The organism is Sphingomonas sp. Leaf198 (assembly GCF_001424005.1).
Taxonomy (GTDB): Bacteria; Pseudomonadota; Alphaproteobacteria; order Sphingomonadales; family Sphingomonadaceae; genus Sphingomonas.
This window is the reverse complement of sequence record NZ_LMPX01000002.1, coordinates 53636-72269: the sequence shown is the minus strand read 5'-3', so window position 1 is coordinate 72269 and position 18634 is coordinate 53636. Positions and strand designations below refer to the sequence as shown.

18 protein-coding genes are annotated in these 18634 nt (G+C 66.5%); 9 read left to right on the top strand and 9 right to left on the bottom strand.

Features of this window, described 5'->3' with window-relative positions; all coding sequences use genetic code 11:
* Window positions 1–40: 40 nt before the first annotated feature.
* The 7 genes from ASG20_RS07370 to ASG20_RS07340 all read right to left on the bottom strand — a co-directional run bounded on the left by ASG20_RS07370 (window position 41) and on the right by ASG20_RS07340 (window position 7255).
* Window positions 41–793 carry a phosphoadenylyl-sulfate reductase gene (locus ASG20_RS07370; RefSeq protein ID WP_056050674.1) on the bottom strand — a complete coding sequence of 251 codons (753 nt, stop codon included), beginning with the start codon at window positions 791–793 and terminating at the stop codon, window positions 41–43.
* Window positions 786–1226 carry a DUF934 domain-containing protein gene (locus tag ASG20_RS07365; RefSeq protein WP_056050673.1) on the bottom strand — a complete coding sequence of 147 codons (441 nt, stop codon included), beginning with the start codon at window positions 1224–1226 and terminating at the stop codon, window positions 786–788. Before ASG20_RS07365 ends, ASG20_RS07370 begins: the two co-directional genes overlap by 8 nt.
* The gene (locus tag ASG20_RS07360) at window positions 1219–2850 is read right to left on the bottom strand and encodes a nitrite/sulfite reductase (RefSeq protein WP_056050672.1); all 1632 of its coding nucleotides are present in this window, start codon (window positions 2848–2850) and stop codon (window positions 1219–1221) included. Before ASG20_RS07360 ends, ASG20_RS07365 begins: the two co-directional genes overlap by 8 nt.
* A 246-nt stretch (window positions 2851–3096) precedes the next feature.
* Window positions 3097–3393 carry a DUF2849 domain-containing protein gene (locus tag ASG20_RS07355; protein WP_056050671.1) on the bottom strand — a complete coding sequence of 99 codons (297 nt, stop codon included), beginning with the start codon at window positions 3391–3393 and terminating at the stop codon, window positions 3097–3099.
* Complete coding sequence (gene cobA / locus ASG20_RS07350) at window positions 3390–4181, bottom strand: uroporphyrinogen-III C-methyltransferase (protein WP_056050670.1); 792 nt, start codon at window positions 4179–4181, stop codon at window positions 3390–3392. The genes ASG20_RS07355 and cobA overlap by 4 nt, the downstream gene beginning before the upstream one ends.
* Before the next feature lie 90 nt (window positions 4182–4271).
* Entirely contained in the window at window positions 4272–5684 is a 1413-nt protein-coding gene (gene astD / locus ASG20_RS07345; RefSeq protein WP_056050669.1) for a succinylglutamate-semialdehyde dehydrogenase, read from the bottom strand.
* 194 nt (window positions 5685–5878) lie between these two features.
* A complete protein-coding gene (locus ASG20_RS07340) occupies window positions 5879–7255 on the bottom strand; it encodes a protein adenylyltransferase SelO (RefSeq protein WP_056050666.1) in 1377 nt (458 codons plus the stop codon).
* A gap of 37 nt (window positions 7256–7292) precedes the next feature.
* On the opposite strand from ASG20_RS07340, the gene ASG20_RS07335 reads away from it, so the two are divergent.
* The 3 genes from ASG20_RS07335 (at window position 7293) to ASG20_RS07325 (ending at window position 10282) form a co-directional block, all read left to right on the top strand.
* Window positions 7293–8174, top strand: coding sequence for an alpha/beta fold hydrolase (locus ASG20_RS07335; RefSeq protein ID WP_056052753.1), 882 nt, complete (start codon window positions 7293–7295; stop codon window positions 8172–8174).
* A 67-nt stretch (window positions 8175–8241) separates the two neighbouring features.
* Window positions 8242–9000, top strand: coding sequence for an SDR family oxidoreductase (locus ASG20_RS07330; RefSeq protein WP_056050664.1), 759 nt, complete (start codon window positions 8242–8244; stop codon window positions 8998–9000).
* Window positions 9001–9172: 172 nt separating this feature from the next.
* Window positions 9173–10282, top strand: a complete 1110-nt coding sequence (locus ASG20_RS07325) for a glycosidase (protein ID WP_056052750.1) — start codon at window positions 9173–9175, stop codon at window positions 10280–10282.
* 131 nt (window positions 10283–10413) lie between these two features.
* On the opposite strand, the gene mqo is transcribed toward ASG20_RS07325, so the two are convergent.
* A complete protein-coding gene (mqo, locus tag ASG20_RS07320; protein WP_082470845.1) occupies window positions 10414–12144 on the bottom strand; it encodes a malate dehydrogenase (quinone) in 1731 nt (576 codons plus the stop codon).
* A gap of 313 nt (window positions 12145–12457) precedes the next feature.
* Between mqo and ASG20_RS07315 the strand changes: the two genes are divergently transcribed.
* The 4 genes from ASG20_RS07315 to ASG20_RS07300 all read left to right on the top strand — a co-directional run bounded on the left by ASG20_RS07315 (window position 12458) and on the right by ASG20_RS07300 (window position 16377).
* A complete protein-coding gene (locus tag ASG20_RS07315) occupies window positions 12458–13606 on the top strand; it encodes a glycosyltransferase (protein WP_056050662.1) in 1149 nt (382 codons plus the stop codon).
* A gap of 69 nt (window positions 13607–13675) precedes the next feature.
* Window positions 13676–15079: an NAD(P)H-dependent flavin oxidoreductase gene (locus ASG20_RS07310; RefSeq protein WP_056050660.1), complete on the top strand. Its 1404-nt coding sequence runs from the start codon at window positions 13676–13678 to the stop codon at window positions 15077–15079.
* Between the two features lie 246 nt (window positions 15080–15325).
* Window positions 15326–15964 (top strand): LysE family translocator, encoded by a 639-nt coding sequence (locus ASG20_RS07305; protein WP_056050658.1) that lies wholly within the window; start codon window positions 15326–15328, stop codon window positions 15962–15964.
* Window positions 15965–16131: 167 nt separating this feature from the next.
* Complete coding sequence (locus ASG20_RS07300; RefSeq protein WP_231420905.1) at window positions 16132–16377, top strand: hypothetical protein; 246 nt, start codon at window positions 16132–16134, stop codon at window positions 16375–16377.
* Between the two features lie 142 nt (window positions 16378–16519).
* Here the strand turns inward: ASG20_RS07300 and ASG20_RS07295 are convergent, their stop codons facing one another.
* Complete coding sequence (locus ASG20_RS07295; RefSeq protein WP_056050656.1) at window positions 16520–17518, bottom strand: 2-hydroxyacid dehydrogenase; 999 nt, start codon at window positions 17516–17518, stop codon at window positions 16520–16522.
* 115 nt (window positions 17519–17633) lie between these two features.
* Here ASG20_RS07295 and ASG20_RS07290 point away from each other — a divergent pair, with 115 nt between their 5' ends.
* Both ASG20_RS07290 and ASG20_RS07285 read left to right on the top strand, forming a co-directional pair.
* Window positions 17634–18134 carry an SH3 domain-containing protein gene (locus ASG20_RS07290; RefSeq protein ID WP_082470844.1) on the top strand — a complete coding sequence of 167 codons (501 nt, stop codon included), beginning with the start codon at window positions 17634–17636 and terminating at the stop codon, window positions 18132–18134.
* Window positions 18131–18601, top strand: coding sequence for a GNAT family N-acetyltransferase (locus tag ASG20_RS07285; protein WP_056050655.1), 471 nt, complete (start codon window positions 18131–18133; stop codon window positions 18599–18601). The genes ASG20_RS07290 and ASG20_RS07285 overlap by 4 nt, the downstream gene beginning before the upstream one ends.
* Window positions 18602–18634 lie beyond the last annotated feature (33 nt).

The window sequence follows — 18634 nt, the reverse complement described above, 5'->3', positions numbered from 1 at the left end:
GCTCCTCCCTCCCTCTCCCCGAAGGGGCGAGGGAAAGTGGTCAGATCATCGGGTCGTAGTCGGTGGGGGCGTGGATGCCGCATTCGACCTTGTCGAAACTCCGCCAGCGGCCTGCGCGTGGGTCTTCGCCGGGGGCGACTTTGGTCGTGCACGGCGCGCAGCCGATCGAGAGATAGCCTTGCGCCTCCAGCGGATGCCGCGGCAGATCATGCTCCGCGAAATAGGCGTCGAGCTTGGCCTTGTTCCAGTCCGCTAGAGGATTGATCTTCAACCGCCCCTCATCCTCCTCGAACCGGGGCAGCGCGGTACGGGTTCCTGATTGGAAGCCCTTCCGCCCCGAAATCCACGCGTCGAATGGTGCGAGCGCCCGCCGCAACGGCTCGACCTTGCGCAGGTCGCAGCAGCCATCGGGATCGTAGGACCAGCGCAGGCCCGTCTTATCCTTGATCGCCAGCAACCGCGGATCAGGCCGGAACACGCGCAGATCCGTAAAGCCCAGCTTCTCGGCCAGTTCGTCACGATACGCCAAGGTCTCGCCGAACATCTTCTGCGTATTCGTGAACACCACCGGCACGTCGACATCGACCTGCGCCACCATGTGCAGCAGCACCGCCGACTCCGCACCAAACGACGACACCGCCGCGATCCGCCCGCGCAACTCGCCGACCAGCAACTCGAACAGCATCTCCTGCGCCGAGACGCCTTCGAACCGCTCCTGCATCGCCATCGCATCGGCGCGCGTGAACGCCGGCGTGACGTCGATCATGTCGAGTTGGCGCGCGGGCTCACCCATGGCGCAGCTTCCACACCGGCACGGCACCGTCCGCCGCCTTCTGGTACGGCGTATCGTAGCGTTCCAGGCTCGCGCGCAGCACGTCGATATCGATCGGTGCCTGCGGTGCGAAGCTGTCGAACCCGCACCGCCGCATCAGCGGAATCTGGTCGACCAGCACGTCGCCCTGCGCGCGCAGTTCGCCGGTATAGCCCGCCTCGCGCAGGATCCGCGCCGACGAATACCCACGCCCGTCGCGGTAGCCGGGAAAACTCACCTCGATCAGCGCGAGCTGGTCGATCTGCGGCAGCAGCGCGCGGGCATCGTCGCCCGCTTCCAGGCGCACCGCCGCGGCGTTGCTCTGGCCGATGAACGAATCGAGCGTTACCGCAGGCTCGTCATGCGGCTCGTCGTCGCGGAAGCGGAGCAGCGTCTGGTCCGGATACTCAACCATAGATCGCCTCCTTGAACGTCTCGAAGCCGACGCGGCGGTAGGTGTCGAGGAAGCGTTCGCCGGGATCGCGGACCTGCAGATACCGGTCGGTCACACGCTCGATTGCGTCGACCACGCCGTCCTCGGAGAAGCCAGGCCCGGTGATTTTCGCGAGGCTGACGTCCTCCGCACCCGAGCCGCCAAGCGACAGCTGGTAATTCTCGGTGCCCTTCTTATCGACGCCGAGGATGCCGATGTGGCCGGCATGGTGGTGCCCGCACGCATTGATGCAGCCGCTGATCTTGAGCTTCAGTTCGCCAAGGTCACGCTGGCGATCGAGACTGCCGAACCGCGTCGCGATCTTCTGTGCGAGCGGGATCGATCGCGCGTTGGCGAGGCTGCAATAATCGAGACCGGGGCAGGCGATGATATCGCTGATCAGGTCGAGATTGGCTTCGGCAAGCCCCGCCTCGTTGAGGGCCGACCACACCGCGTGCAGATCGGCGATGCGGACGTGCGGCAGGACGATGTTTTGCGCATGCGTGACGCGCAGTTCGTCAAAGCTGTAGCGCGTACCGAGATCCGCCATCACGTCGATCTGGTCCGCCGACGCATCGCCGGGAATGCCGCCAATCGGCTTCAGGCTGATATTGACGATCGCATAGCCCGGCTGCTTGTGCGCCTTCACGTTCTGGTCGAGCCAGACCGCGAAGTCGGGATCGCTGCGGTCGATGTCGGTCGAGGCGCTGGCGTCGAAGTCGGGCGCGCCGAAGTGGCTCGTGATGCGCTCCAGTTCCGCGCGCGGCGGATCGAGACCGAGGCCCTTCACCGCGGCGAACTCCTCCTCGACCTGGCGGCGATATTCGTCGGGGCCGATCTCGTGGAGCAGGATCTTGATCCGCGCCTTGTAGATGTTGTCCCGCCGGCCATAGCGATTGTAGACCCGCAGGCACGCCTCGAGATAGCTCATCAGGTCGTCGGCCGGCACGAAGTCGCGGATCTCGTGGCTGATCATCGGCGTGCGGCCCATGCCGCCGCCGACGAAGATCTTCGCGCCAAGTTCGCCGTCGCGGACGTGCAACCCGATGCCGATGTCGTGCAGCCGCATCGCCGCGCGATCCTCGTCCGCCGCGATCACGCAGATCTTGAATTTGCGCGGCAGGTACGTGAATTCCGGGTGGAACGTCGACCATTGGCGGATCAGCTCGGCCCAGGGGCGGGGGTCGGCGACCTCGTCCGCGGCAGCGCCGGCGAACTGGTCCGAGCTGATGTTGCGGATGCAGTTGCCGCTGGTCTGGATGGCGTGCATTTCGACCGTCGCCAGCTCCTGGAGGATGTCCGGAGTCTGGTCGAGCTGGATCCAGTTAAACTGGATGTTCTGGCGCGTGGTAAAGTGGCCGTACCCGCGATCATACTTGCGCGCGATATGCCCGAGCATCCGCATCTGGCGGCCGTCGAGCGTGCCGTACGGCACCGCGACGCGCAGCATGTACGCGTGCAGCTGGAGGTACAGCCCGTTCATCAGCCGCAGCGGCTTGAACTGGTCCTCGGTCAGCTCGCCCGAGAGGCGGCGGCGGACCTGATCGCGAAACTCGTCGACGCGCTGGTCGACGATCGCCTGATCGTATTCGTCGTATTTATACATGCGAGGTCCCGGAGAAGGATTGGTTCACGCGAAGGCGCGATGGCGCGAAGAGATTCAGAAGAATTTTGTTCGCGCGGAGACGCGGAGACGCGGAGGAGAAAGCACCCGCGCTAGCGGGCAACAAAGCTGAAGCGGCTAAGGAGTGTGAAGGCTGCTGCGCGGCAAGCGCAACACCTCCGCGTCTCTGCGTCTCCGCGTGAAACACCTTCTCACTAACCTCTTCGCGCCTTCGCGCCTTCGCGTGAATCATATCACCCAGCTGCCGGCGTTGGGGTCGGCGGGTTTGAGAGTAAGGTCGGGCCGCATCGTCGGGCCCAAAGCGCGGATGCGGTCCTTGATGTGGGCGGGGCGGGGGCCTTCGTTGGTCTGCGTCGCCTCGATGAGATAGGGCACGTTGACGCGGCGTGCGCCTTCCTCCGCCTGGAGGATCGCTTCGCCGGCCACGCCGACATCGGTCGCGTCCTCGATGTGGCGCGACCAGCCGTTGCCGGTCCACCAGACGACGTCGCCGGTGGGAAGATCGTTTCCGGTCAACAGCTTCATGCGGCGGCGTCCTCTGCTACGCGGGCCCAGCGGGCGAGTTTGTCTTCGGCGTCCGACAGTTCGACGACCTCGCCGACGATGATGATCGCGGGGCTTTTCACCGCCTCGCGCGTGACCATCGCGCCGAGATCGGCGAGCAGCGTTCGGATCGCCCGCGAACCCTCGAGCGTGCCGCGTTCTAGCACCGCGACGGGCATGTCGGGGGCGACGCCGTCGGTCATCAGCTTGTCGGCGATGTCGGTCGCGCTCGCGATGCCCATGTAGATCACCAGCGTCCGGCCCTGCCCAGCCAGCCCCGCCCAGTTCTGCTCGCTCAGCCCCTTGCACTGGCCCGCGACGAAGCTGACCGCGCTCGAATGATCGCGGTGGGTAAGCGGCAGCATCGCTTCGGCGGCACAGCCGAGCGCGGCCGAGACGCCGGGGATCACCTCGACGGGCAAGCCCGCAGCGCGGACCGCCTCGACCTCCTCGCCGCCGCGACCGAACACGAACGGGTCGCCGCCCTTCAACCGGATGACGATCGCGCCGGTCTTCACATGCGCGATGATCAGCGCGTTGATCGCCTCCTGTGGCAGCGTATGCCGCGCGCGCTGTTTGGCGACCGAGATGCGCTGGGCTTCCGGCGGCGCGATGTCGAGCACGCGCGGGTCGATCAGCCCATCATGGACGACGACGTCGGCGGTCTTCAGCGCCTCGACCGCGCGGACGGTGAGGAGGCCGGGATCGCCCGGTCCCGCCCCGACGAGGATGACGCGCCCGCGGGCGGTGGGATCTAGGAGGCTTGCCATAGGATAAGAGATGGACGGCAACCCGCTGCACCGCAACCGAATGATGCTTTGGCGGGAGGTAGGATTGCTTTCGAACGCGCCGAAACGCGGTCAGCCGTCGGCGAGGCCGATGCCGATCGACGCACGCGCGCTCTCGGATTCGCTGCTGACGACCGGGTAGGCGCAGTAATCGGCGGCGTAATAGGCGCTCGGGCGGTGGTTGCCCGACCAGCCGATGCCGCCGAACGGGGCGCCTGACGAGGCGCCGTTGGTGGGCTTGTTCCAGTTGACGATGCCGGCGCGGATGTTAGCCCAGAAGCGGTCGTACAGCGCGGGCGTCTGGCTGATCAGCGAGGCGGACAGGCCGTAGCGCGTGTTGTTCGCCTCGGCGATCGCGGCGTCGAAATCGTCGACGCGGACGACCTGCAGGATCGGGCCGAACAGCTCGATATCGGGGCGGTCGGCGATATCGGAGACGTCGATCAGCGCGGGTTTCAGGAACGGCAGGTCCGCGACCGGGCGTTCGAGATGGCGGATCGGGCGGCCACCGCGCGTGAGCAGTTCGAGGAAGCTTTCGCTCAGCTGCTCGGCGGCTTCGTTGTCGATCACCGGGCCCATGAACGGGGCGGGGTTGGCGTGCGGTTCTCCGACGATGATCCGCCCGACCATCTTGTCGACGGTGGCGATCAGCGGGTCGTACAGCTTGGTGTCGACGATCAGCCGGCGCGCCGCGGTGCAGCGCTGCCCGGCGGTGGTGAAGGCCGACTGGATGATCAGGATCGCTGCGGTGTGCAGGTCGGGCGTGTCCCAGACGACGATCGGGTTGTTGCCGCCCATCTCGAGCGCGAGGATCTTCTCGGGCTTGTCGGCGAACGCGCGGTTGAGCGCCAGGCCGGTGCGCGCCGAACCGGTGAACAACAGCCCGTCGATATCGGGGTGCGCGGCAAGCGCCTTGCCTTCGTTCGGGCCGCCGATCACGAGGCGGATGCACTCGGGCGGTACGCCGGCGGCGCGGAAGCATTCGACGAGGAACGCGCCGACGGCCGGGGTCTTTTCCGACGGCTTGAAGACGACCGCGTTGCCGGCGATCAGCGCGGGGACGATGTGCCCGTTGGGCAGATGCGCGGGAAAATTATACGGTCCGAGCACCGCGAGCACGCCATGCGGCTTGTGGCGGACGGCGATCCGCGACCCCATCGTCGCTTCCAGGCGGCGCTGCGCGGTGCGATCGGCATAGGCGCTGACCGAGATGTCGACCTTGGCGATCACCGTCTCGACCTCGCCGCGCGCTTCCCAGATCGGCTTGCCGGTTTCGCGGGAGATCAGGTCGGTGAACGCGTCGTTGCGCTGCCGGACGATGTTGGCGAAACGCCGCATCGTCTCGATCCGGAAGGCGAGCGGCTTCGAGGCCCAGCTCGACCAGCCGGCGCGCGCGCAGGCGACTTCGGCATCGACGTCGCCGATCGGTTGACGCCAGAGAATCGCGCCGGTGGCCGGCTCGTAGGAGATGATCTCGTCGGACATGCGCCGCTCTTGCCTTGATTCGCGGCGAGTTTCCACTGGCGGATGCGGGGTCTGTTCCGTGGAGGTGTGCCCGGCTTGCTTCTCCCTCCCTGGAAGGGAGGGGGCGGGGGTGGGTAGGCCGGTTTGCGACGCAACCGTTGCACCACACGGAAACCGACCTACCCCCAGCCCCTCCCTTCCAGGGAGGGGGGAGATTACTCGGCGAGTGCTTCGCCCATCGTGCGGATGGCGGCGACCTTGGCGTTCAGCACACTCCAGTCGTCGTGCTCGGCGATCGGCGCCCAGATCGCCTCCACCTCGTCGATCAGCATGCTGCACGGCTCGCCATCCCAGTACGGGTGCGAACGGTCCTTCCGGGATTCGTAGGTGGCGAGCGCGGTGCGGACTTCGGCCCAGGGTTCGGCGTAGGTGTCGGGCAGATCCCCACCGAAGGCATCGAAGAAGAACCGGTCGATCCCGACGCCGGAGGTGCGGAGCGCGCGTTCGGTGGCCTGGACGAGGTCGCGGTCGGTATCGGGATCGCGCGGGCGGACGCCCAAGCGCCAGAGGATCGCCTGTGTGACTTCCGGCTGATAGCGCGGACCGAACTCGTCGAGTGCAGCCACCAAAGGATCGCTGTCGGCGATCTGGCGGAGCGCGACGGCCAGCTGCATCACGTCCCAGTGGATCGCCTCGGGCTGGCGACCGAACGCGTAGAGCCCCTGATGATCGAAATAGGCAGCGGTGAAGGCCGGGTCCCAGGTCGGGGCGAACCGCCACGGGCCATAGTCGAAGCTCTCGCCGGTGACGTTGATATTGTCCGAATTGAGCACGCCGTGGACGAAGCCCGCCGCCATGTAGCGCGCCGCGAGACGCGCGGTACGGCCGACGATGAGGTCGAGCAGGCGGACCGGGTCTTCGCTGTCCTCGTCGTAGAGGTTGCGGAGCGTGTAGCCGACGAGTTTGCGCAAACCCGCTTCGTCGCGTTCGTAGGCGAGGCGCTGGAAGCTGCCGATTCGGACGTGGCTGTGATTAAGGCGGACGAGGACCGCCGAACGCGTCGGGCTGGGCTCGTCGCCGCGCTGGAGTTCTTCGCCCGTCTCGATCAGCGACAGCGTGCGCGAGGTAGGGACGTTCAGCGCCTCGAGCATTTCGGTGGCGAGGATCTCGCGCATCCCGCCCTTGAGCGTGAGGCGACCGTCGCCCGCGCGGCTCCACGGAGTCTGGCCAGATCCCTTGGTGCCGAGGTCCATCAACCGGCCTCGGTCATCCCGCATCTGCGCAAAGGTGAAACCGCGGCCATCGCCGAGATCCGGATTGTAATTGCGGAACTGATGGCCGTGATAGCGGAGGGCCAAGGGCTGGGGGAGCGTGTCGGGGAGCGGTGAGAACCGGCCGAAATGGCGCGTCCATTCGTTGTCGGTCAGCGCATCGAGGCCGATCTGCGCAGCGGCGCGGTCGTTGCGGAAACGAAGCCGCGTCTCCGGGAAGTCGGCGGGCGCGACGGGATCGAAGAAGCCGTCGCCGAGGTCGAGGAGCTTTGCTTCGGGGCGATAGCGTGCCGAGGGGGACACTTGCGGGTCGATGGCCATGCGGCGATATGGTGGCCGCTACCCGAAGGACGCAACCATGGCCGCACACGAAAACCTCTATTGGTGGTCCAACGACGGGCTGAGACTGCACGCACGGGACTATCCGGGGGGCGAGGAAGGCCAACCGCCGATCGTCTGCATGGCCGGGCTGACGCGGAATGCGCGCGATTTCGATGCGCTCGCGGCAAGGCTGGCCGGGCGCTGGCGCCTGATCGCAGTGGACTTTCGCGGGCGTGGCGAGAGCGCATATGCCAAGGACCCGATGTCGTATGTCCCGCTTACTTACGTGCACGATGTCGAGGCGCTGCTGACGGAGCAGGGGATCGATCGGTACATCGCGTTCGGGACGTCGCTGGGCGGAATCGTCACGATGCTGATGGCGGGGCCGTCGCGGGGGCGGATGGCGGCGGCGTTGCTCAACGATGTCGGGCCGGAGATCGACGCGCAGGGGTTGGCGCGGATCCGCGGCTATGTCGGCAAGTCCAGCGTCTTCCCGACCTGGATGCACGCCGCGCGCTGCGTCGCCGAGAATAACGGCGACGTCTATCCCGACTGGCAGATCGAGGACTGGCTGGCGATGGCCAAGCGGCTGTACCGGCTCAACAGTTCGGGCCGGATCGTGCTCGATTACGATCTGAAGATCGCCGAGCCGTTTCGCGTACCAGGCAACGAGGCCGGGCCGGACATGTGGCAGGCGCTGGGCTCGCTGCGCGACGTGCCGACGCTGATCGTGCGCGGTGGCCGCTCGGACCTGCTGTCGGCGGCGACCGCGGAGCGGATGGCGGCGTCGCTCGACTTGGCCGAAGTGGTGACGGTGCCGGGCGTCGGCCACGCGCCGACGCTGAGCGAGACGATGCTGCAGGAGCCGATCGACCGGTTGCTGGCGCGCGCGCTTGAGGGGGCGGCGATCCGCGCTTAGGGGAGGGCGGCGCGCAGTGTTTCACCGTGCATTTCGCCGCCAATCTGCTGACAAGCCGGGATACTTGATGACCGAACTCTCCGACGCCCACACCACCGTCCGCCCGCTGAAGGGCCGCCGCGCGATCATCACCGGGGGGACCACCGGGATCGGCCGGGCAATCGCGGTGCTGCTCGCCTCGGAGGGCGCCAAGGTCTATATCTGCGGCCGCGACGAACGGTATCTGCAGGACGCGCTCGCCCGCATTCGCGAAGTCGGCGAGGGCGACGGGATGATCACCGAGCTCGCCGATCCCGACAAGGTCCGCGCGTTCTTCGATGCGGGCGAGGCGTATCTCGGGGGCTTCGACATCACCGTCGTCAACGCGGCGGTCGCAGCCGGCGGCCTGACGCAGATGAGCGAGGACGAGCTTCGCTACGCGATCGCGGTCGACTTCACCGCATACCTGCTCAGCGCGCATCATGCCGCGCATCGGATGAAGCCGATCAGCGACATCGTCATCATCGGCTCGCTGAGCGCGCATATCCTCGGGCCGAGCTCGACGGTGTATGCCGGGGTGAAGTCCGGAATCGCCGGCTTCTCGGAAGCGTTGCGGCGTGAGCTCGGGCCGAAGGGGATCAAGGTCTCGCTGGTCGAGCCCGGCAAGGTCGGCTCGAACATGCAGTATCCGGACGTGCCCGACGACAAGCAGCGCCAGATGATCGAGGCGGAGCAGATGCTGCGCGCGGAGGACATCGCAGTCGGGGTGGAGTTTGTCCTGACGCAGCCGACCCGGACCGTGATCCAGCAGATCGTCATCGTCCCGCGGGCGCTTGAGGGGGAATAGGCAAGACGGCTCGGCGGTATGTCGTCGAGCGCCACGCCCTTCCCGTCATCCTGACGAATGTCAGGATCCAGAGTAACGGAGAGGCGTCCTTCACGGCTCTGGATCCTGACTTTCGTCAGGATGACGGTAGCGATGAATGGTCGCGTCGCCGCGTATCACCAAGGAGAATAGCATGTTCGACCAGCTCGTCTTCACCCCCGCCGACATCGACCTGTCGCGCTCGCCGCTGGCGGGGAAGGTCGGCGCGGAGACCTATGTGCTCGGCGCGTTCAATCCCGGGATGACGCGGCTGGCGAACGGCAACCTGCTGCTGATGGTGCGCGTCGCCGAGGCGCTCAAGCAGCCGGTCAAGAACGGCAACGTCCACGCGATCCGCTGGCAGGACGGCGCATACCTGCTCGATGCGTGGCCGCTGCAGATGGTCGATACCAAGGACCCGCGCAAATTCCTGATCCCCGGCGGCGGATGGAAGGTGATGGCGCTAACCTCGCTGTCGTGGCTGCTGCCGGTTGAACTCGACGCCGAGGGGCGATCGGTGGTCGAGGTGCATTACGACAAGGCGATCGCGCCGCGCACCTCGTACCAATGCTACGGCGTCGAGGATGCGCGGATCTCGAAGGTCGGCGACCGCTATCTGATGACCACGTGCTCGGTCAGCCCGGAGCGGCATTCGACGACGTTGTATTCGTCCGCCGACGCGCTCGACTGGCAGCTCGAGGGGATCGTGCTCGATCACCAGAACAAGGACATGCTGATCTTCGAAGGGCTGATCGATGGGCAGTATTGGGCGCAGACCCGCCCGCTCGGCGACCTGTATTTCGCGTATCCGCCGGGTAGCGAATGGCGGAGTGGACCGTCGATCAACCTGTCGCGCTCGCCCGATGCCTTGCACTGGAAGCCGCACGACAAGCCCGGCATCCGGCCGCATTCGGCCACCGTCTCGACCGCGCGAATGGGCGGCGGCGCGCCCCCGATCCTGACCGATCGTGGCTGGCTGACGCTGTGGCACGGGGTGGAGCCGTCGGGCGTCGTCGGGATCTACCGGACGTACTGGTCGATCCTCGACAAGGACGATCCCTCGATCACCGTCGCGACCGAGCATACCGCGCTGCTCGAGCCAAAGCCCGAACTGACCGAGCCGTTGAAGGACCAGATGTACCTCGACAACGTCGTCTTCACGACGGGCATCGCCGACGCGGGTGACTTCTACGTCGTGGCAAGCGGCGAGGCCGACCTGGCCTGCCGGATCACGCATATCCCGAAGGATGTGTTCGCCGCCTGACCCTCCCTTATTAGTCATCCCCGCGCAGGCGGGGATCCATACCCTCAGAGCCGGCGATTTACCGATAAGCCGGCCAGTATGGATCCCCGCCTGCGCGGGGATGACGGTAATGGGGTTGGCTCGCCCCGCCCTTACAGTGCCAGATCGGGGCTGCGGTCGACCTTGACGCGCGTCGCCGCCGGCTTGGGCTGCGTCGACACGAACACCGCGGGCGATGGCACCGTCAGTTGCAGCGTCTGCGCGGTCGCCGCCCAGGTCTTGGCGATCAGGTCGGGCTTGTCGTTGAGCGTGACGCCGTAGCTCGGGACGATCTCGCGGATCTTGCCCTGCCATGCCGCGGTCGCGAGGTGGTTGGGGAACACTTTCTTCAACAAATCGAGCATGATCGACGGCGCGGTCGAGGCGCCCGGCGATGCGCCGAGCAGCGCCGCGATCGAGCCGTCCTTCGACGCGACGATCTCGGTGCCGAGCTTCAGCACGCCGCCCTTGTTCGGATCGCGCTTGATGATCTGGACGCGCTGGCCCGCCTGCCACAGGCGCCAGTCGCCATCCTTCGCCCCCGGGAAATACTCGCGCAGCGCGGTCATCCGGTCGGCGTCCGACATGATCAGCTGCCCCGCGAGATATTCGACCAGGTCGAAATCGTCCCAGCCGACCGCGATCATCGGCCGGAAATTGTCGAGCGTCACCGATGCCGGCAGATCGAAATACGAGCCTTCCTTCAGGAACTTGGTCGAGAAGGTCGCGAACGGCCCGAACAGCAGCGCCTGCTTGCCGTCGAGATAGCGCGTGTCGAGATGCGGCACCGACATCGGCGGCGAGCCCACCGCGGCCTTGCCGTAGACCTTGGCGAGGTGACGCTGCGCCACCTCGGGCTTGTCGGTGACGAGGAACGAGCCGCCGACCGGGAAGCCGGCATAATCGTCCGCCTCGGGGATCCCCGACTTCTGCAGGATCGGTAGCGCGCCACCGCCCGCGCCGGCGAACACGAAGCGCGCGTTGATGATCCGCTTCTCGTCGCTCTTCATGTCGCGCGCGGTCACCCGCCAGCGTTTGTCCGCGCTGCGTTCCAGCGACCGCACCTCGTGGCCGGTGGTCAGCGTGAAGCCCGGTTGCTTGCGCATCGCGTCGACATATTGCCGCGTGACCTCGCCCCAGTTGCAGTCGGTGCCGAGCGGCGAGCGCGTCGCGGCGAGCTTCATGGCGGGGTCGCGACCCTGCATCATCACCGGTACCCACTGCGCGATCTGCTTGGGATCGGTCGAGAATTCCATGCCCGAGAACAACGGGCTGGCCTGCAACGCGGCATGGCGCTTGCGCAGGAACGCTACGTTCGCATCGCCCCAGACCAGGTTCATATGCGGGGTCGAGTTGATGAACGAGCGCGGGTTGGCGAGCATCCCGGCATCGACCTGATGGCTGAGAAACTGGCGGGTGACCTGGAACTGTTCGTTGATCTCGATCGCCTTCTTGATCTCGACCAGGCCGTCGGCCGCGTTGACCGGCGTGTAGTTCAGTTCGCACAGCGCCGAGTGGCCGGTACCCGCGTTGTTCCAGCCGTTCGAGCTTTCCTCCGCGACCTTGTCGAGCCGCTCGACCAGTTCGATCGTCCAGGTCGGTTCGAGCTGGTGGAGCAGCACCGCGAGTGTCGCGCTCATGATGCCGCCGCCGACCAGCAGCACGTCGACGTTGCGTTCGGTCGGGGCGGCATCGGCGGACGCCAGCGGCAGCATCGCCGCGCCGCCCGCAGTGATCGCCGACCCAAGCAGCCCGCGCCGGGTCACGCGCGTATCGATCGTCGCTGCACCGGAGTCGCCGTTCAGCTGGGGCGTGGTCATGTCGTCGTTGGAAGGGAGCCGCATCGTCGTGCCTCGTCGTTGGCGGTCTTGTCCGGCCTCCAGCGCTTCGACAGCGGGGGCGGGACTCAGGGACCGGATTGTCGTTCGGGCCGCGCGAAGACCTCGCCGCATGCGGGCAAAACCATCGATCGAGCGCGACCGCTGCTCGAAATCCTCGTCCAACTCTCTGTCAGTCTTCGGGTGTCGTCACGCTGCTTGCTGCGCATGACGTTGTTGTCATATAATGGCATCGCGGCATCGATCGTGCAAGACCACACCCGCCGAAACGGCTTTGCGCCACCTTGAAAGCTGCCGCGAAAATCGGCATCGGTCGCGGATGGCCGCACCCGTCAACATCCTCCATCTCCACTCGTCGTTCGACCTTGGCGGCAAGGAGGCGCGCGCGGTCCGGCTGATGAATGCGTTCGGCGATCGCGCAAAGCACACCATCGTGTCGGGGATGCCGGATGCGCTCAGCGCGCGGGACTCGATCGCGAAGGGCATCCGCTACGAGATCGCGCAGACTCCACCGCCGCTGACCGGCAAGCCGTCGGTGAAACGCTACGAGGCGATCGCGCAGTATATGCGGCGGTTCGATCTGGTGCTGACGTATAACTGGGGCGCGATCGACGGGGCGATGGCCCGCCGCGCGTTCGCCAAGGGCGCGCCGCCGCTCGTACACCACGAGGACGGGTTCAACGCGGACGAGGCGAGCGGGCTCAAGATCGAGCGCAACATCTATCGGCGGCTCGCGCTGGGCGCGGCGCATGCGCTCGCGGTGCCGTCCGAGGTGCTCGAAGGCATCGCGTTGAAGACCTGGAAACAGCCGCGCGAGCGCGTCCACCGGATCGTCAACGGGATCGGCACCGCCTATTACGCGCAGAAGCCCGAGCCCAAGGCGATCCCCGGGTTCACGCGCAACGCCAAGGAAACCGTGATCGGTGCGCTCGCTGGCCTGCGCGAGGTGAAGGACCTGACCGCGCTGGTCCGGGCGGTCGGTGGCGTCTCGGGCCGGGTGCGGCTGGTGATCGTCGGCGAGGGGCCGGAGCGCGCGAACATCCTGCAAGCCGCCGCCGCGATGGGGATGGCGGACAAGCTGGTGCTGCCCGGATTCCTCGATCGTCCCTACCGTTATATCGGCCATTTCGACATGCTCGCCGTGTCGTCCCGCAGCGAGCAGTTCCCGATTGCGGTGGTCGAGGCGATGGCCGCGGGCCTGCCGATCGCGAGCTATCCGGTCGGCGATATCACGCGGATGGTCTCGACGGAAAACCTGCCGTTCGTGACCGACATCGCCAACGAAGTCCGGCTGCGCGACGCGTTGCAGGCACTGGTTGCCGATCCGGCGTTGCGCGCCTCGGTCGGGGCCGCGAACCAGGCCAAGGCGCGCGCGGAATTCGACGAAGCGGTTATGATCGCTCGCTATCGCACGCTGTACGAGGACGCGCTCGGCCGGCCGGGCGCACTGGGCGATCTACTAACCTAGGTCTTAATATTGCTCGCACGCTGCGTCCTTGCGATATAGGGGGCCGTATTTTCCGGGAGAGGTGACGTCGTGTTCAAGGGCCTGAAGCCTATCGTCTATAACGGTCGGGAAGTCTGGCCTCTGGTTGAGGGCGGCAAGGGCGTCGCCGCGACCAACCACGCGTCGGCTGGCGCCTGGGCTGCGGCCGGGGGCATCGGCACGGTCTCGGCGGTCAACGCCGACAGCTACGATCCCGACGGCAAGATCATCCCGCAGGTCTATGCGGCGCTGACGCGGCGCGACCGGCACGAGGAACTCGTCGAATACGCGATCGAAGGCGCGGTCCAGCAGGTCGAGCGTGCGTACGAGATCGCCGACGGCAAGGGCGCGATCAACATCAACGTCCTGTGGGAAATGGGCGGCGCGCAGCGGATCCTGCACGGTGTGCTGGAGCGCACGCGCGGCAAGGTTGCCGGCGTCACCTGCGGCGCGGGCATGCCGTACAAGCTGTCCGAGATCACCGCCTCCTACGGCGTCAGCTATCTGCCGATCGTCAGTTCCGGTCGCGCGTTCCGTGCGCTGTGGAAGCGCGCGTATTCGAAGGCGGCCGAGTGGCTCGCCGCGGTGGTGTACGAGGATCCTTGGCTCGCAGGCGGGCATAACGGCCTGTCAAATGCCGAGGACCCGCTGAAGCCGCAGGACCCGTATCCGCGCGTGAAGGAACTGCGCGACGTGATGCGCGAGGGCGGCATTTCGGACGACGTGCCGATCGTGATGGCGGGCGGCGTCTGGTATCTGCGCGACTGGAACGACTGGATCGACAATCCCGAGCTCGGCACGATCGCGTTCCAGTTCGGTACGCGGCCTTTGCTGACGCGCGAAAGCCCGATCCCCGAGGGCTGGAAGAACGCGCTGACGCAGATCGAGCCCGGCGACGTGCTGCTGCACAAATTCTCGCCGACCGGCTTCTATTCGTCCGCGGTGCGCAATCCGTTCCTGCGCTCTTTGGAAGCACGCTCCGAGCGCCAGATCGCCTTCTCGACGCAGGAGGCTGGCGATCACGTGTTCCAGCTCGACGTCGGCGTGAAGGGCAAGAACTTCTGGGTCACGCGCAACGACCTGCTGCGCGCGCGGCAGTGGTTCGGCGAGGGCTATACCGATGCGCTCAAGACGCCCGACAACACGCTGGTGTTCGTCAGCCCGACCGAGAAGGGCATGATCCGCAAGGACCAGTCCGATTGCATGGGCTGCCTGTCGCAATGCTCGTTCTCGAGCTGGGCGGATACCGAGACCAACTCGACCGGCCGCCTGGCCGACCCGCGCAGCTTCTGCATCCAGAAGACGCTGCAGGACATCGCGCACGGCGGCGACATCGACCAGAACCTGATGTTCGCCGGGCATGCCGCGTATAATTTCAAGAAGGACCCGTTCTATTCGAACGGCTTCGTGCCGAGCGTCGGGCAGCTGGTCGATCGGATTTTGACGGGGGATTGAGGCTGGAGGCAGTAGCGAACCGCAGTTTAGCGGCGGTGCTGCTGTGCCAACACGCCACGTTCTTCGTCATGCCGGGCTTGTTCCGGCATCCACGGTGCCGCGCTCTCTCGAGTGTGAGTTTGCCGCACCGTGGACCCCGGAACAGGTCCGGGGTGACGGACTGTTTTTGGCAGGGCTCTGAGCAGGCTGCGGGCGCCAGTAGGCAGCCAGGTCTTCTTCATCCGCATGAAGGGCAGGGGAGTAAACATGACGCTACACGCCTGGTGGTTGTTCGTGGTCGCGGTGTTCCTCCTATGCGGAACGCCCGGACCCAACATGCTGCACGTCATGACGCGCAGCATCGCCTTCGGCGCGCGGCGCAGCGTCGCGGCGATGGCGGGGTGCCTGACCGCGCTGGTGCTCGTGCTGGCGGCGTCGGCGGCAGGCGTGTCCGCGTTGCTCGCAGCATGGCCACGCGTGTTCGATGCGTTGCGCTATGCCGGCGTCGCGTACCTCATATTCCTCGGGATCAAGGCGTGGCGCGGGGCGGGGTCTCCGATCGATGTCGGCGACGATACGTCGCCGGTGGCGCTCCTCCCAACCGTGTCGGCGTGGCGCCTGTATCGCGGCGGGTTCGTGATCGGGATCAGCAATCCCAAGCTGCTGCTGTTCGCCGCAGCATTCCTGCCGCAGTTCGTCGATCGCGCCTCACCGCAGGCGCCGCAGTTCGCGATCCTCGTGGGTACCTTCGCGGTGGTCGAGAGCTTCTGGTACGGCGTATATGCAGCCGGTGGGCGAACGCTCGCGCGCTATCTGACGCGCCCCGCATTGCGGCGCGCGTTCGACCGCGTGACCGGGGCGATCTTCGTCGGGTTCGGCCTCGCTTTGCTGCGGGTGCGGGCATAGCGAAAGCATGCCGCGCCATTGCCGTTCGGGGCGATAGCGCGCATAGCCGAGGCATCGCGGCGCTTCGTACGGGCAGGCTGCGACTGAGAGATGCTTTGCGCTCCCGCTCCGAGCCGGGAATGCCGCATGACGATCACTTCAGCCATCGTGACCTCAGGGATCGCATCGTGACGACGGGCACCGAAACGGTCGTGCCGATCTCGCGCGCGGTCAACGTCAGCGTCGAACAGCCTCAGGTCGTCGCGATGTGCAAGAAGCACGACGCGACCATCAGCGCGATCGAGACGCTGCCGTCGGGCGGCACCCGCGTCGTGCTGATGAACAGTGCGGACGCCGCGAAGATCATCAAGGCGTTCGGCTCCAAGGTCCTGACCGGGACGGTAGCGCGAACCCACTGGATGCGCGCGGTTTAAAGCGTTGCGATCCTCCCCCGCCAGGGGGAGGTGGCTGGCCCTTGCCAGACGGAGGGGGAGGAAAGCGAAACGTGGGTTCCGTTTCCCCTCCGTCACCTTCAGCGCCACCTCACCCTCGCGGGGGAGGATCGATCGCTGAAGCTCAGACCCAGCCGTCGAGCACCTGATCGGGCGGGCGATGGCCATCTGCCCACATCCGGATATTCTGGATGACGCGCTCGCCTGATGCCATCCGACCTTCGAGCGTCGCGGAGCCCATGTGCGGCAGCATCACGACGTTGGGCAGCGCGAGCAGCCGCGGATCGATTATCGGCTCGTGTGCCCAGACATCCAGACCTGCGCCCGCGAGCTTGCCCGCTTCCAACGCATCGACCAGCGCGCCCTCGTCGACGATCCCGCCACGCGCGGCGTTGATCAGGTACACGTGCGGCTGCATCAGGCCGATCCGACGGGCGTCGATCAGGTCGCGGCTGTCGGCGTTCAGGGGCGTGTGGATCGTGACAATGTCGACGGCGGCCAGCATGTCGTCGAGCGACGGGTGGAAAGTAGCGGCCAGCTGCGCCTCGCGAACCGAGGGCAGGCGGGTGCGGTTATGATAATGGATCGTCAGCCCGAACGCGCGCGCCCTGAGCGCGACCGCCTGGCCGATCCGCCCCATCCCGACAATCCCGAGCGCCTTGCCGCCGATCCGGTGGCCGAGCATCCCGCCGGGGCTCCAGCCGTTCCACTGGCCCGATCGCACCAGCTTCTCGCCCTCGGCCAAGCGCCGCGGCACCGACAGGATCAGCGCCATCGTCATGTCGGCAGTGTCTTCGGTGAGCACCCCCGGCGTGTTGGTGACGATGATCCCGCGGGCGCGCGCCGCCTTCAGGTCGATATGGTTCACGCCCGCGCCGTAGTTCGCGATCAGCTTCAGCCGGTCACCCGCGCCCGCGATCAGGTCGGCGTCGATATCGTCGGTCACGGTCGGCACGAACACGTCGCAATCGGCCATCGCCGCGGCAAGCTGCTCGCGGTCGAGCTTGGTGTCGGCACGGTTGTTCTGCGTTTCGAACAGCGCCTCCATCCGATCCATCAGCGTATCGGCCAGCTCGCGGGTGACGACGACCTTGGGGTTCGGACAGCGGCGTGTGTCGATCATGGGGACGGCTTGGCGAAGGCGCTCGTGCCCGTCAACGTCCCGTCAACGTGAGGGCCGCAACTTCGGTTGAGGAAAGCGGTTCGTCGCGATAGGAGTTCGGTTCGCCAGTTAGGACATGACCATGCGCATTCTCGCCGCCGCGCTTTCCGCTCTTGTTGTCACCGCGCTGGTGCCCGACCCGGCGACCGCGGCCGACGCGACGAAGAAGAGCGTGCCCTATTACGCCTCAATCTCGGCGTCGCGCGCGCGGATGCGGACCGGGCCGGCACGGACGTATCCGGCGAGTTGGCTGTATCAACGCCAGGATCTGCCGATCAAGGTCGTCGCGATCTTCAAGGAGTGGCGCAAGGTCGCTGATCCCGACGGCACCGAAGGCTGGATGCAGGCGAACCTGCTGAGCGGTACGCGCACCGCGATCGTCCACGGCGCGGGGCCGGTGGAATTGCGGGAGAAGCCTGTCTCGTCCGCCAAATTGCTGTGGCGTGCAGCGCCGGGCGTGGTCGGGCGGCTGAGCCGGTGCGGCAATGGCTGGTGCCGGTTGGATGTGAAGGGGCAGGCGGGGTTTGTTGCCGTTGGCGGGCTCTGGGGAGTCGAGGCTGGTGAGGTTTTGCCTTGAAGTCCGATTCGTGGCGGATCGTTCGTGACGATCTGACGAGGCCGGAGGTCGTCGCACTGGTCGAACTGCATCTCCGCGCAGCCCACGCAAATTCGCCGCCGGGCAGCGTATTCGCGCTGGACCTGACCGGGTTGCGCGATCCCACGGTCACGGTCTGGTCGGCATGGGACGGCGATCAAGTGGTCGGGCTGGTGGCGTTGAAGCGTCTCGACGATACCCACGGCGAACTGAAATCGATGCGCACTGCGCCAGACTATCTACGACGTGGCGTGGGCCGGAGGCTGCTCGATCATGTCATCGCCGAGGCCCGGACCCGAGGGTATCGGCGGATCAGCCTCGAAACCGGAACGGCAGCGTCCTTTGCTGCGGCGCATGTGTTGTACGAACAGGCCGGTTTTACGACATGCGATCCGTTCGGGGTCTATAGCGACCGCGTCGTCGCCGCGTATTACACGCTGGAAATCTAATCCCGGCAGCGGTCGAGGGGGCAGTGCCCCCTC

Bases quoted from the DNA above. Each gene is read 5' to 3' on its own strand.
- ASG20_RS07335 (WP_056052753.1), top strand. From the start codon at position 7,293: ATGGCCGCACACGAAAACCTCTATTGGTGGTCCAACGACGGGCTGAGA.
- ASG20_RS07330 (WP_056050664.1), top strand. From the start codon at position 8,242: ATGACCGAACTCTCCGACGCCCACACCACCGTCCGCCCGCTGAAGGGC.
- ASG20_RS07295 (WP_056050656.1), bottom strand. From the start codon at position 17,518: ATGATCGACACACGCCGCTGTCCGAACCCCAAGGTCGTCGTCACCCGC.
- ASG20_RS07315 (WP_056050662.1), top strand. From the start codon at position 12,458: ATGGCCGCACCCGTCAACATCCTCCATCTCCACTCGTCGTTCGACCTT.
- cobA (WP_056050670.1), bottom strand. From the start codon at position 4,181: ATGGCAAGCCTCCTAGATCCCACCGCCCGCGGGCGCGTCATCCTCGTC.
- mqo (WP_082470845.1), bottom strand. From the start codon at position 12,144: ATGCGGCTCCCTTCCAACGACGACATGACCACGCCCCAGCTGAACGGC.
- ASG20_RS07340 (WP_056050666.1), bottom strand. From the start codon at position 7,255: ATGGCCATCGACCCGCAAGTGTCCCCCTCGGCACGCTATCGCCCCGAA.
- ASG20_RS07365 (WP_056050673.1), bottom strand. From the start codon at position 1,226: ATGGTTGAGTATCCGGACCAGACGCTGCTCCGCTTCCGCGACGACGAG.
- ASG20_RS07360 (WP_056050672.1), bottom strand. From the start codon at position 2,850: ATGTATAAATACGACGAATACGATCAGGCGATCGTCGACCAGCGCGTC.
- ASG20_RS07290 (WP_082470844.1), top strand. From the start codon at position 17,634: ATGACCATGCGCATTCTCGCCGCCGCGCTTTCCGCTCTTGTTGTCACC.
- ASG20_RS07370 (WP_056050674.1), bottom strand. From the start codon at position 793: ATGGGTGAGCCCGCGCGCCAACTCGACATGATCGACGTCACGCCGGCG.
- ASG20_RS07325 (WP_056052750.1), top strand. From the start codon at position 9,173: ATGTTCGACCAGCTCGTCTTCACCCCCGCCGACATCGACCTGTCGCGC.
- astD (WP_056050669.1), bottom strand. From the start codon at position 5,684: ATGTCCGACGAGATCATCTCCTACGAGCCGGCCACCGGCGCGATTCTC.
- ASG20_RS07305 (WP_056050658.1), top strand. From the start codon at position 15,326: ATGACGCTACACGCCTGGTGGTTGTTCGTGGTCGCGGTGTTCCTCCTA.
- ASG20_RS07355 (WP_056050671.1), bottom strand. From the start codon at position 3,393: ATGAAGCTGTTGACCGGAAACGATCTTCCCACCGGCGACGTCGTCTGG.